General features: G+C 26.0%; 14 protein-coding genes. 2 read left to right on the forward strand and 12 right to left on the reverse strand.

What is annotated here, in order from left to right:
* Positions 1-55 precede the first annotated feature (55 nt).
* Entirely contained in the window at positions 56-1138 is a 1083-nt protein-coding gene (gene nusA, locus GQV94_RS02280) for a transcription termination factor NusA (RefSeq protein WP_200169354.1), read from the forward strand.
* Between the two features lie 8 nt (positions 1139-1146).
* On the opposite strand, the gene GQV94_RS02285 is transcribed toward nusA, so the two are convergent.
* From GQV94_RS02285 to GQV94_RS02340, 12 genes are read right to left on the reverse strand one after another with little or no spacing between them, the layout of a single operon-like run.
* A complete protein-coding gene (locus tag GQV94_RS02285) occupies positions 1147-1440 on the reverse strand; it encodes a hypothetical protein (protein WP_200169355.1) in 294 nt (97 codons plus the stop codon).
* A gap of 49 nt (positions 1441-1489) precedes the next feature.
* A complete protein-coding gene (locus GQV94_RS02290; protein WP_200169356.1) occupies positions 1490-2677 on the reverse strand; it encodes an MFS transporter in 1188 nt (395 codons plus the stop codon).
* On the reverse strand, positions 2664-3821 hold the full coding sequence (gene pdxA, locus GQV94_RS02295; RefSeq protein WP_200169357.1) for a 4-hydroxythreonine-4-phosphate dehydrogenase: 1158 nt from the start codon (positions 3819-3821) through the stop codon (positions 2664-2666). Before pdxA ends, GQV94_RS02290 begins: the two co-directional genes overlap by 14 nt.
* Complete coding sequence (locus GQV94_RS02300) at positions 3814-4587, reverse strand: pyridoxine 5'-phosphate synthase (protein ID WP_200169358.1); 774 nt, start codon at positions 4585-4587, stop codon at positions 3814-3816. The genes pdxA and GQV94_RS02300 overlap by 8 nt, the downstream gene beginning before the upstream one ends.
* A 32-nt stretch (positions 4588-4619) precedes the next feature.
* Positions 4620-5573, reverse strand: a complete 954-nt coding sequence (locus tag GQV94_RS02305; protein ID WP_200169359.1) for an SAM-dependent methyltransferase — start codon at positions 5571-5573, stop codon at positions 4620-4622.
* Positions 5560-6393, reverse strand: a complete 834-nt coding sequence (locus GQV94_RS02310; RefSeq protein ID WP_200169360.1) for a M23 family metallopeptidase — start codon at positions 6391-6393, stop codon at positions 5560-5562. Before GQV94_RS02310 ends, GQV94_RS02305 begins: the two co-directional genes overlap by 14 nt.
* The gene (gene glyS / locus GQV94_RS02315; protein WP_200169361.1) at positions 6390-8387 is read right to left on the reverse strand and encodes a glycine--tRNA ligase subunit beta; all 1998 of its coding nucleotides are present in this window, start codon (positions 8385-8387) and stop codon (positions 6390-6392) included. The genes GQV94_RS02310 and glyS overlap by 4 nt, the downstream gene beginning before the upstream one ends.
* A gap of 53 nt (positions 8388-8440) precedes the next feature.
* Positions 8441-9061, reverse strand: coding sequence for an HAD family hydrolase (locus tag GQV94_RS02320; protein ID WP_200169362.1), 621 nt, complete (start codon positions 9059-9061; stop codon positions 8441-8443).
* On the reverse strand, positions 9058-9393 hold the full coding sequence (locus tag GQV94_RS02325; RefSeq protein ID WP_200169363.1) for a hypothetical protein: 336 nt from the start codon (positions 9391-9393) through the stop codon (positions 9058-9060). The genes GQV94_RS02320 and GQV94_RS02325 overlap by 4 nt, the downstream gene beginning before the upstream one ends.
* 9 nt (positions 9394-9402) lie before the next feature.
* Complete coding sequence (locus GQV94_RS02330) at positions 9403-11028, reverse strand: cation:proton antiporter domain-containing protein (RefSeq protein ID WP_200169364.1); 1626 nt, start codon at positions 11026-11028, stop codon at positions 9403-9405.
* A complete protein-coding gene (locus tag GQV94_RS02335) occupies positions 11028-11399 on the reverse strand; it encodes a heat shock protein transcriptional repressor HspR (RefSeq protein ID WP_200169365.1) in 372 nt (123 codons plus the stop codon). The genes GQV94_RS02330 and GQV94_RS02335 overlap by 1 nt, the downstream gene beginning before the upstream one ends.
* A 1-nt stretch (position 11400) precedes the next feature.
* Positions 11401-12270 (reverse strand): DnaJ C-terminal domain-containing protein, encoded by an 870-nt coding sequence (locus GQV94_RS02340; protein WP_200169366.1) that lies wholly within the window; start codon positions 12268-12270, stop codon positions 11401-11403.
* A 189-nt stretch (positions 12271-12459) separates the two neighbouring features.
* Between GQV94_RS02340 and htrA the strand changes: the two genes are divergently transcribed.
* The gene (htrA, locus tag GQV94_RS02345) at positions 12460-13878 is read left to right on the forward strand and encodes a serine protease HtrA (RefSeq protein WP_200169367.1); all 1419 of its coding nucleotides are present in this window, start codon (positions 12460-12462) and stop codon (positions 13876-13878) included.
* Positions 13879-13913: the final 35 nt, after the last annotated feature.

The raw sequence follows: 13913 nt of genomic DNA on the forward strand, positions 1-13913 counted from the left end.
TTTTTATCTTCTTTAAGCAAATTAATGAAAATTTCCCAAAAAAGGCAATATAGAAATGGAAAAAATTACAGATATTATAGAATCTATTGCTAATGAAAAAAATTTAGATTTAGAAAGTGTTAAAGATAAAGTAATTATTGCATTAATTAACACAGCTAAAAAAATTTATGGTCAAGAATATGATTTTTTTGTTGATAAAAAAAGTTTAAAACTTTATCAAAAAATTACCATTATAGCAGATAATGATGAGAGATTAAGCGAAAATAATGAAAGTTTTATTGCTCTAAGTAAAGCTAGAAAAGAAGCTGGAGAAGTTGAGGTTGGAGATGAGCTTACTTATGAGTGCTCTTTAGAAAATTTAGGAAGAACAGCAGTTAATATTTTACATAAAGAACTTGAATATCATATCCAAAAACTTTTAGAACAAACTATTTTTGAAAAATATAAAAATAAAGTAGGTCAAATAGTTTTTGGTAGTGTTGTGCGTATAGATAGTGAAGAAAATACTTATATAGAAATTGATGAATTAAGAGCTTTTTTACCAAGAAAAAATCGCATCAAAGGAGAAAAATTTAAAATAGGGGACGTTGTTAAAGCAGTTATTCGCCGTGTCTATATTGATAAAGGTATTAAAATAGAACTTTCTAGAACAAGTCCTAAATTTTTAGAACGTTTGCTTGAAGCTGAAGTTCCAGAGATTAAAGATGGTTATGTTAGTATACAAAATTGCGCAAGAATTCCAGGAGAGAGAGCAAAAGTTGTTTTAACAACAAATATGAGCAATATTGATCCAGTGGGAGCTACTGTTGGTGTTAAGGGTGTGAGAATCAATGCGGTAAGCAAAGAGCTTCATAATGAAAATATCGATTGTGTAGAATTTTCAAATGAAATTGAAATTTTAATAGCAAGGGCTTTAGCACCTGCTATTATTAGCTCTGTTAAAATTAAGGATAAAAAAGCTATTGTAAGTTTAAATAATGATCAAAAAAGTAAAGCTATAGGGAGAAATGGAATTAATATTCGTCTTGTTTCTATGTTAAGTTCTTGTGAGATAGAACTTAATGTTCTTGATTCTAAAAATAATGAAAGCGCAACAGAAGCATTTAAAAATTTGGAAAATTTATTTAAAAATGTATAATCAAGCTATTATTTAGCTTGATTTGCTTGATCAATAGCTGCAAAGAGTTTATTTAAAATAGTTTCTTCATTCTTTTTGTATTGATCTTCTCTCATTTTTTGCCATGCATAAACACCGAAGTTATTTTTAACACTAGAAAGATCAATATCTTGATTTTGTAATACTTCTTTTTCTTCTTTAGCATCATCTTTTTCTTTATTTTTTATTTCATTTATGCTTGCCTGAAATTCGTCACTTGAGAAATTTTTTTCTTTAACCTTGCTAAAAAATATGGAATTATTTTGGCTTGGATTTATAATCATAACTTATCCTTTAATTGATTTATAGAATTCAAGCAAATATTATTCCATATTATTTTTTTCTTTTAATTTGGTTAAAAGAAAATTTATCTTTAGCAAAAAAAAGACTTAAAATTAGTGCTGGCAAAACAAATAAAGCACAAAATAATGCATTAAATTCTATCCCAAGATAGCTTAAAACAAGTCCTCCAATAAAAGATGCTAAAGCAATACCAACATTAAAAGCAGCTTCATTAACACTTACTGAGCTATCAATAGTTTTAAAGGTATGCCTTTTGGCCTTAATAATGCTTAAAATCTTTAAGGCACTAATACTTGAGAATGCAAAAAAACCAATCAAAGCTATATTTAAAACAATTAAAATTTTAGAATTCATTGTAAAAAATACACTTAAAAATATAATAATTTGAATGCTTAATATAATTCTTAAAGAGCGAATTGATCCGATTTGACTAACTATTTTTCCTCCCCATAAATTTCCTAAAATTGCACAAATTCCATATAAAAGTAAAATATAAGCACTATCTTGAATTTCAAAACCACTTTTTTCTAATAAAAGTTTTTGTAAGTAAGTATAAAGAATAAATTGAGCCCCACAAGTGCAAATAGTAATAATATAGGTTTTTATCAAATTTGCGTGAGAAAAAGCGGGGATAAGATTTTTAAAACTCATTTGGTTTGGATTAAGATTTTTAGGCATCATTTGTAAAATTCCTATAAATGCTAAAATACTAATTATAAAAATTAACAAAAAGATAAATTTAAATCCAAAATAATGACTAATAAAAGTTCCAAGTGGAACCCCGCTTACTAAAGCTATAGTTAATCCGCTAACCATAATAGCAATAGCTTGGCTTTTTTTATTTTCTGGAGCTATTGCACTTATAGCTAATGTAGCAATAACAAAAAATACCCCATGTTGAGTTCCTGCTATAAATCTCGCAAAGGCACTCAAATAAAAATTTGTACTAAAGAAAATAATTAAATTAGCAAAAGCAAAAATAGCTATATTAATTAAAAGTTGCATATGTCTTTTATAAAAACTCAAAATTATGCTAATTAAAGGAGCACCAATTACTACCCCTAGTGCATAAAGCGTTGTAAGATAGCCCGCAATTTTTGCATCAATATTAAAATAATTTTGAACATCAACTAAAACTCCAGCCATAACAAATTCAGTAACACCCATACAAAAAGCACTTAAAGCAAGGGCAAAAATAGCTTTCTTATAATTTTGCATTTTTGTCTTTTTGTATATGATTTAAGTATAGAGCAAATTTAATTGCTTCTTCATAACTTTTAGTTTTTGCTTTATTTTTATAAGCTATATCAAAAGCAGTGCCGTGATCAACACTAGTGCGTATGATAGGCAAATTTAAACTTATATTAATACTTTGTTCAAAGTATAAAGCCTTAAGTGGGGCAAGAGCTAAATCGTGATACATAGCTATAAGTCTATTGCAAGATTTTAAAGAATTTTTAGTAAAAGCTGTATCAGCTACTAAAACTTCTGGAAGATAAAAAGAATGGGTATTAAATTGAAGCAATTCTTCTTTTAAAACTTTATTTTTTAAAGCATTTTGCAATAGAGTTTTTTCTGTAATATTAAATTTTTTCAAAAAAGCATTTTTTTGTTTAGCATTAGTCTTTAAAAAACTTAAATAGGCATTGCTAAATTCAATAGCTTTTTTGATAAACTCTTCTTCTTTTCCACCTATAACACCGTAATCACCAGCGTGTGGATTAAATCCTAAAACTCCAATTTTTTTAAAATATGTTTGCTCATAAAAATTAATAAAAAATTTAACCAAAGGAATAAATTGAATTTTTCTACTTACTTCTTTTAAAGGAATATGATCGCTAAAAAGCCCTACAAAAAGTTTAGAGCATCCAAGCATCATAATAGCTTCTTTTTTATAAAAAGATCTTAAAGCTTCTGTATGTCCTCTAAAAGGTATATGTGCAAGTTGCCAAGCTTTTTTATGAATAGGAAGGGTAATTAAGGCTTTTGCATATTTTGCTTTTACAAAATTATTAGCTGCTTGAAAACTTAAAAAAGAGTAAAGTCCGCTTTTAGCATCAATTTTTCCAATATTAATATCGAAATTTGAATCAACTTTTGTGTAAAGTTTGCTTTTGAAGCAAAAAATTTTATAATGTTTATTTTCTTCTTGAAGAAAAAAATCTTCCTTATCATTTTTTTCAAAAATAACTAAATTATAATTATCAAGGGTTAAATTTAAAATTTTTAAAGCTTGGGAAAGTAAATTAGGGTGGATAAAATAATAAGGTGTGCAAATTTTTGAAATGATAGGATGAGCTTTAATTAGAATTTCGCAAGAAATTCCATTAATATCACCTATGCTTATAGCTAATTTATCCATTCATTAAAGCCTTCATTTCTAAAATAGCTTCTTTAAGACCTACAAAAACAGATCTTGCAATAATACTTTGACCTATATTTAATTCGTCTATAGCTTTAATTTTTACTATTTCTTGAACATTTTTATAATTAAGTCCGTGCCCTGCAGCAACTTTTAAGCCTAGTTCTTTTGCCTTTAAAGCACAAAGAGAAATAGCATTTAATTCTTCTTTTAATTTTTGCTCTAAAATTTTAGGGTTTAAATCAAGTTCTTTAATTTTATATGGAGTTTTTAAAATATTGCTAAAAATTGCATTGTATAAATTAGCATATAATCCTGTGTGAAGTTCTATAAAATCAACTTTTAATGAAAAAGCTTTTTGGATATTTTTTAAATTAGGATCTATAAATAAAGAAATTTCAATATCTGCTTGTTTTAATTTTTCTATACTAGAAATTAAATTTTTATGATCCAAACAAAGCCCACCTTCTGTGGTGAGTTCTTCTCTTTTTTCTGGAACTAAGGTAACGCGTTTTGGTTTTAAAGTACAAGCAAGATCAAGAATTTCATTATTTAAAGCACATTCTAAATTAATAGGGTTTTTACAATGTTTGATTAAATCTTTTAAATCTTTTTCATTAGTGTGGCGTCTATCTTCTCTTACGTGAATAGTAATTTGATCGCAAAAATGACAAGCAAATAAAGCTGCTTCTAAAAGATTTGGATCATTTACTTTTCTAGCTTCTCTTAAAACAGCTATATGATCAATATTTACCCCTAAAAGCATAGTATTCCTCCATTTTTTAATTATATTGTTATTCAAGTTTTTTGAAATTCAAAAAAGTGAAATTTATCATTAAAATTGAAAAAAAGGTATTTAGCTTGTTGTAAAAAATTTTCATAACTTTTAATACTTTTATTTTGAGTGTATTTTAATAATTTTTCAAAACCAAAGTGCAATAAAGCTTCTTTTTGTTTTTCAAAGGAAAGAATTTTAAAATTATAAAAATTACAAAGTTGTTGTAAATGAGTAAAATTAACATCATAAGTAAGATCGCTTTTGCCAAAAAAATCTTGCAAATTACTTGTAAAAGGATCAAAAATTTTATGATTTTGATAGATTCTTAGACTTAAAGAATTTGGATTTAATGTTCCATAATCAAAGCTAGCAAGAATAAACTTTTTACAAGCTTTATTTAAATCTTCAAAAAAGTCTTCTAAAGCAAAACTTAATTCTCCCTTTGAAAGTTTCAATTCTTGACATTTTGATTTGGTATAGCTATCTATATTTGAAAAATAAATTTTATAATCCTTAATAAAGGCCATTTTATCTTCATTGATTAATTCACAAGAGAAACTATCAAAAAGTTCATTGCAAAAAATAAAAGCATTTTCAAAATTACATTCTTTTAAGGAATTTTTATGATGAAAGTCTATATTTTGTAAAGTTTGTTTTTGTAAAGTTTGTAATCTTAAATGTGGTTCTACAATATAAAATTCTATTTCTTTAAAAAGCTCTGGTCTAAATTCAAGTAAGGCGCTTAAAAAATCTTTACTTAAATACCCTTCATTTGCTCCTATCTCTACAACCTGCAAAGGAGGAGTTAAAATTTTTTTATCAATTAAATCTAGAAAATGCTGAGCAATTAAAGTCCCAAAAAGATTTCCTACGCTAACAGCAGTAAAGAAATCTCCCTCTTTGCCTATTTTAGTAGCTTTTTTGTAGTAGTTTTGATGTAGCCAATTTTCAAAAAATTCACTAAATTTTTTCATTGTTTAATAAAGCGTTATATTTTTCAATAAAATCAATAGGATCAACTTGTTTTTGATTAACAATAATACCAAAATGTAAATGAGGCCCACTTACTCTTCCGCTATCTCCACTTAATCCTATAATTTGTCCTTTTTTAACCTTATCTCCAGTTTTCACTAAAATTTTTGAAAGATGATAATATTGAGAATATATTCCATATCCGTGATCAATAATTATAGAATTTCCAGCATAGTAGCGGTTTTTAGCAAGTTTGACTATACCTGAATTTGCAGCTTTTATTTGTGTTCCAATTTTTGCTCTAAAATCAGTACCGCTGTGATAAGAGGCTAATTTATCGTTAAAAATTCTTGCTTTACCAAAAGAGCTTGTAATAAAAGAATCAAGAGGTTTTTGAAAATTTGCACTTATAAAGGTATTTGGAGTGTAATTAGCATAAATTAAAGAAGCTTCTTTAAATTCATTAGCAATTTGTTTTTGTTTTTCTTTAGAAGGAAAAACTTTATTTGGTGCAACTTGTAGAAATTCTTTTTTATAACTACCCTCTAAAGAATTTATAGTGTATATTTGTTCTTTATTAGTATAAATTGCTTTAATAATATTTTTTTTAGTTGGATTTTTATAAGGGAGTGAAAATATTATCACAACTTTATTTTTATCATTTGGATGGATGAAAAAATTAATTTTTTTATCATTTAGTGTAATTTGTTGTAAATCTTTTTTATCAAATTCTAAAAATAAAGCTTGTCCTTTAATGAGATTAATATTTTCTTCTGCAAAAAGAAATTGTAAAAAAAATAAAAAAATAAATATTTTTTTCATAAACTCACTTCTTTGATATCTGCAATTTTTAAAAATTCATTATAAATTTGATATACAAGCGCTTGGCGATTATTTTTTATCTTTTCATCATCAACATTTATCATTACTTTATCAAAAAAGTTATCAATAAAAGGTTTTAAAGCAAACAAACTAGTCAATTTTTCTTCTATATCATTAAAGTTTAAGGTATTTAAAAATGCTTCATAAAGCTTCATTTCTTCTTCTTGCGTAAAAAGTGTTTTTTCTAACGGATACTTTGGCTTTGAAGCTATATTAGCAAGACGTTTAAAAGTGCTAAAGTTTTCATTAAAATTTTCTTTTTGACTAAGTTTTATTAAAGCTTTAATAGCATTATTAATATAAACAATATTAGTATTTTTAGAACTTAATACTGCTTTAATAAAAGAGGCATTAACCTCATAAAAAGTATAGAGTCTTTCAAAAATAAAATCTTTTAAAATTTGTATATTAAATTCTTTGTAATTTTTGCTAATTTTTGAAAATAGCATATCAAGATCTAAATCTTTTTTTGTATTTAAAATAATTTTTAAAACTCCACTCGCTGCACGTCTTAATGCATAAGGATCTTTACTTCCGCTTGGAAGTTTTCCTATGGAGAAAAGTCCTAAAAGTGTATCGAGTTTATTAGCTAAAGATACTATACTAGAAAATTCATTGCTTGGAAGTTTAGAATTTTCTCCATCAGGTAAATATTGTTCTTTGATAGCTAAGCAAATTGCTTCATTAAATCCCATAGCTTTAGCATAATAAGAACCCATAATGCCCTGTAAATTTGTAAATTCATAAACCATTTGCGAATTAAGATCAGCTTTTGAATATTGTATAGCTGTTTTGATATCTTTAATATTTAAATTATTATAAATTTGACATAGAATTTCTGCTATATACTCTTCTCTTAAGCATTTATCTTTCATTGAACCTAAATTTTCAAGATAAGTAATATGCGAGAGTTTATCTGGATTTAAACCAGTTTTTAAATCATTTTTCCAAAAGAACATAGCATCGCTTAATCTTGCACGCAGAACTCTTTCATTGCCTTCTATAATTTGTGTGTAGTCTTTACAAACTGAATTGCTTACGACTATAAAATGATTGCTTAGTTTTTCATCTTTAAAAACAGCAAAATAACGTTGATTTTCTCTCATTGAAGTGATAATAACTTCTTTAGGAATTTCAAGATAATTTTTATCAAAGTTTCCTAATAAAGCACTAGGATATTCAGTAATAGCAATAATTTCATCAAGTAACTCATCATCTTGTGTAATATTGATAAAATGTTTTTGTTCTAAAGCTTTAAATTCATTAAGAATTTTTTCTTTTCTTTTTTTGGGATCTAAAATAATATAATTTTCTTCTAAAATTTGAAAATAAGCTTGTATATTGTTAAAGCTTAACAAATCATAACTAATACTTCTATGGATAAAAGTTTTATTTGAGCTTTTAACTCCATAAAGTTCAAATTCAAGCACTTCATCATCTAAAAGACAAGCTATAGATCTTATGGCTCTAATAAATTCAAAAGTATGAGCTCCCCACCTCATACTTTTGCCAAAATTAAGGCTTTTTAAAAAATTTTCTATCATTAAAGGTAAAATTTCTTGACTTGTTTTCCCTTGGATATATTTTTTATAATATAAAACCTCTTTTCCTTTAAGCTCTTTAAATTCAAGTTCTTCTTCACTTATACCTGCTTTTTGTAAAAAGCTAAGTCCAGCATTGCTTAACTTGCCATCTTTATAAGCTATATTTTTAGGAGCTCCTATAAATTCTACAAAAGAATTTTCTTGTTTTTCTTTGAAATTTTGATGAAAAAACACTAATCTTCTTGGGGTATAATAAAATTTAAATTCACTTTCTAATTTATAATTTTTTAAAACTTCATTCCATTTTTTTTCTATGTTTGGAAGTTCTTTTAGTAAGGGTAAAGCGGGTAATTCTTCAACTCCGATTTCTATCAATAAATTTTTACTCATTGCCAACTCTTTATAAATTTAATTTTAATTTTATCTTTTTTTATTTGAAAAACTTATAAATAATTTTCTAATAAAGCTTTTAATTCTAAAGCATTACTAAATTCATCTTTTAAAATTTCTTTTGCATACCATTTTGCATTAAAATAAATAACATTGGCATTTTTGGCACATTCTTTATCCTTTAAGCTATCACCTATAAAAATGCTAGTTGAAAAAGGTGCTTCTGCTTTTATAAGATTTAACATCATAGGATCTGGTTTTGGACTGATTCCTGCACTTACTCCTAAAATTTTACTAAAGAAATTAATAATATTATGTTTTTTTAAAATATCAGCTAAAGAGCCTTGAGGAGCATTTGTTGCAATGGCTAAATAACAAGATTTATTTTTTAAAAATTCTAAAATTTCATAAACTCCTTCGTATAAATTCGCACTTTGATCATAGTGTTTTAGAAAATATTTTTCAAAACCTTCTTTAAAATTAGGATGATTTACATCATCAATATTATAAAGTTCTTTACTCCAATTAATTCCTGGTGTATTAATAATTTGATAAATAGTTTCTTTAGGAAGAGGACTTAAATTTAGATCTTTTCTAATTTCATTTACCGCAGCACTTATAGCATTTGCACTATCAATTAAAGTTCCATCCATATCAAAAATAACATTAATCACATATACTCCTTTAAATAATTTTTATATTTATCTTTCTTGTAATTTTGGTTTTTTTTAAGTTTTTCTATAAAATGAACTTGTTTTAAAAGATCGTTTTGTTCCATAGAAAAATTTAAACAGGTGTTAGCAAAATTTTCTAAGTTCTTAATATAGTTTGAACTAATAAAAACAAAAGGATCTTTTTTAAGAATTTGGGCATTTTTTAAAACTTTTTCTCTAAATTTTTCTAAATCAAAATTTTCTTTTTTTAAAGAAAGACTTGCTTCATTAAAAAATTTTTCTAAATTTCTTATATATTTAATTCTTATTTTTTTTTCTTCATTTTTGGTCAAAATTATCCTTTAAATATTTTTTTGAATACGACATTCTACAGCTTGTTGAACTAAATTTCTAGCTAAAACTTTTTCTGATTTAACAATGTGTATGTTTTTATCGATATTTGAGAAAAGAAATTTTTCTAAATTTCCATTGATATGAATAATAATATCAATAGGTTTTGAAAAACCTGATAAAATTTGGCAAAGCATAGCTAATTTATTTTCATTACTAAAAGTAATGATTACAACAGCACATTCTTCTATATTGGCAATTTTTAAAGTCTCTTTTTGAGCTACATTTGCAAAATAAACATTTTCTCCACGGCTTAGACCAAGTTCTACTAAATTAAGATCATTTTCTAAAACTATATAAGGAATACCGGTTCGTTTTATTTTTTGCACAACTTCTTGTCCTAAATTTCCATATCCAAAAATTACTAAATGGTTTTTAAGAATCGTTTGATCTTGAATATTGTGATTTAAATTAGGAGTTAAAGTTATATCTTCTACTATATTTGTAATTTTTCTTATATTATTTAAAATAAAAGGTGTTAGTATCATAGTTATAATAGAAGTTACAATGAGAATTTGGCCAATTTTAAGATCAAGCATTTCTTTAGCTTGTAAAAGTGAAAAAATTGCTAAAGCAAATTCTCCTATCTGACAAATACTAAAAGCAGTTTTTAGGGCTACACTTTTTTTGGTGTATAAAAATAAAAAACCAAAAACAATTATAAATTTAAAAGCTAGAACTAAAAAGGTAAGACATAATATAATAAACCAGTTTTCAAAGACAACATTAAATTGAATTTGCATTCCCATTGTTATAAAGAATAACCCTAAGAGCAAATCTCTAAAAGGGATCAAATCTGCTTCAATTTTATGTTTGTATTTGGTTTCTGCTATAAGAACTCCTGCTATAAAAGCACCAAGTGAATAAGAAAAACCAAAATTATTCGCTAAAAAACTTGCTCCAATTACCATAAAAAGTATAGTTACTATAAAAGTTTCTTGAGAAGAAGTATATATAACAAAACGAAAAATTCTATCAACTAAATATTTACTTATTAAGTAAAGTAGGGCAAGTAAAATGATAGCACTAATAAAAATAGTTAATACTAATTGAGATACATTGGTATTTTGTGAAGAAAAAATTTCAACAATTAAAAGTAGAGGAATTACAGCTATATCTTGAAAAAGCAAAATTCCAAGTGCTTTTTTTCCATAAGCTTCATTAATGTCTGCATTATCATTTAAAATTTTTAAAACAATAGCCGTAGATGAAAGGGCAAGGGTAAAGCCTGCAATCATTGCTGTTTCATTTTTAAGTCCTAAAAGTAATATAACTATAAAACTACAAATAAGCCCACAAGTAAGCATTTGCAAACTACCATTTAAAAATACTTCTTGTTTCATTGCTAGAAGATGTTTAAAAGAAAATTCAAGCCCTATAGTGAACATTAAAAAAACAATACCAAATTCAGCAATATCAGTTAATTCGTGATTTCCATTAAAATGATAAATTTGGCTAATAATTATTCCAGTAACAATATAAGCTATTATTGTAGGAATTTCAAATTTTTTGAAAATTACATTTAAAACAATGACACTAGAAGCAGCAATTAAAAAAATTTGTAAAAAATTTTCCATTATTTTTTCTCATAGAAAATCAAATCAAAGCTACTTTGGTGTTTTATAACAGCTTTTGATTTACCTCCATTTTCTTTTTTGCTTAATTCTAAACGCAGTTCGTTGATTAAACTTTCAAATTCTTGAATTTGATTTTTAAGTTTTAAAATAACATCAACTCCTGCTAAATTAATGCCCATATCTCTTGTGAGTCTTAATATGAGTTTGATACGATCAATATCTCTTTGAGAATAAAGTCTAATTTTTCCATCTGTTCTGCTAGGCTCAACCAAACCTTCTCTTTCGTATTGTCTTAAAGTTTGAGGGTGTATGCTAAGAACTTTGGCAACAACGCTTATTAAATAGACTGGTTCATCATAGTTGTGTTCCATGTTAATCCTTTAATTTCTCTTTTAAAAGTGTAAGTAAATTTTGATCTAAATCATCAGTGTTAGGTAAAATAATATTTAAAATTAAATACATATCTCCATAAATTTTTGTTTTTCTATTTTGCACTCCATAACCCTTAAGACGAATTTTTTGACCATTTTTAGAATTAGGAGGAATACTAAAATTCACCTCTTTTTTTGGGGTTTGTATGCTAACTTTCCCTCCAAATAAAGCTGTTTTAAGGCTAATATCAAATTTTCTTGTAAGATCATCGTCATCTCTTTCATAAATAGGGCTTTTTTGAATTTTTACTTTAATAATTAGATCTCCAACTTTTAAACCTTTTTTTCTACCTTTTCCTTTAGCTCTTAATTTTTCTCCATCTTTTATTCCATGGGGAATTTTGATTTTAATATTTTCTCCATTGTAGTTAAAACTATATTCACCCCCTAAAATACCAATTTCAAATGGAATTTCAATATTGGTATTAGCATCTAAATCCTCTTCAAAATCTCCAAATCCACTAAAATTACTTCCAAATCCTTGTGAGTTAAATCCTTTAAACCCACCCCCTTGACTTCTTGCAAAAAGGTCATTAATTATATCATTAATATCAAATCCACTGCTATTACGTGAAAAATCTTGAAAACTTTGTCCGCCAAATATACTATCTCCATATTGATCATATTGTGCTCTTTTTTTGTCATCGCTTAGAATTTCATATGCGGCGTTAATTTCTTTGAATTTTTCTTCAGCGCCTTTTTCTTTATTTATGTCAGGATGGTATTTTCTTGCTAAGCGACGATAAGCTTTTTTTATTTCATCACTACTTGCATTTTTTGATACGCCTAAAGTTTCATATAAACTATTCATAATTTTCCTTAATATTTAAAACTATAAAATAAACTTTTTTATTAAGATTATATCATAAACTTTAGTCTTAGTCAATCAAGTTTTATAAATTTTTATACTCAAGTTTTCATTTACAATTTTGTAAATTTTTAGATTTATACTTATACAAATTATATTAAAAAATAATTTTACTATTGAAAGGAAATAATTATGAAAAAAATATTTTTATGCGTTACTTTGGCCAGTTACTTATTTAGTGCAAATATTATTTTTAATGAGGCAAACTCAAATCCAGATCGTGTAAATCCTGCTAATGGCTCTAATATAGTTTTATCTTATCATGATGCTATTAAAGATGTAAAAAAATCTGTTGTAAATATTTCAACTTCTAAAACAATAGAATATTCAGATAGAGCCAATCCTTTAGAAGAGTTTTTTAATGATCCTTATTTTAAACAATTTTTTGATTTTGATTTTCCAAAACGTAGAGGAAAAAGCGATAAAGAAGTCGTTAATTCTTTAGGATCTGGGGTAATAATTTCTAAAGATGGATATATAGTTACAAATAATCATGTCGTAGAAGATGCAGATAATATTATGGTAAATTTACCAGGAAGTGATGCAGAATATAAAGCTAAACTTATAGGAAAAGACCCGAAAACAGATTTAGCTGTAATAAAAATAGAAGCAAATAATCTTCAAGCTGTAACTTTTTCGAATTCTGATGATTTAATGGAAGGTGATATAGTTTTTGCTCTTGGAAATCCTTTTGGTGTAGGTTTTAGTGTAACAAGTGGTATCATTTCTGCTCTTAATAAAGATAATATTGGTCTTAATCAATATGAAAATTTTATCCAAACAGATGCTTCTATAAATCCAGGAAATTCAGGGGGAGCTTTAGTGGATACAAGAGGTTTTCTTGTGGGAATTAATTCAGCAATTCTCTCAAGAGGAGGTGGTAACAATGGTATAGGATTTGCTATCCCTTCTAATATGGTTAAAGATATTTCAAAAAAACTAATACAAAATGGTAAGGTTGAAAGAGGAATTTTAGGTGTTACTATTTCAGCTTTACAAGGAGATACTAAAAAAGCTTACAAAAATCAAGAAGGAGCTTTAATTACAGATATTCAAAAAGGATCCTCAGCAGATGATGCTAAACTCAAAAGAGGTGATCTAGTTATAAAAGTAAATGATAAAATTATTAAAAGTCCAACAGATCTTAAAAATTATATTGGAACTTTAGAGCCTAATCAAAATATAAGTATAACCTATGAAAGAGATGGAGTTGTTAAACAGGTAAGTTTTATTTTAAAAGGTGATAAAGAGATTAAAACAAATCAGACTAATATTATTGATGGCTTAAATTTAAAAGAACTTAATGCCAATTTAAAAGCAAAACTTCAAATTCCAAGTGATATTAATGGTGTTTTAGTAGATGAGGTTAAAAATAAAAGCAAAGCAAAAGATGCAGGATTTAGAACAGGAGATATTATAGTTGGAGTTGAACAAATTGAAATAAAAAATTTAAAAGATTTAAGCGAAGCTTTTAAAAAAATAGGAAAGAAAGAATGGATTAAAGTTTGGGTTTATCGTAGTGGTTTTGTTACATTGCTTGTTATAAAATAATAAATTTAATTTATAGTATAATTTATTATTTAAAT

The organism is Campylobacter sp. TTU_617 (assembly GCF_016599045.1).
Lineage (GTDB): Bacteria > Campylobacterota > Campylobacteria > Campylobacterales > Campylobacteraceae > Campylobacter_D.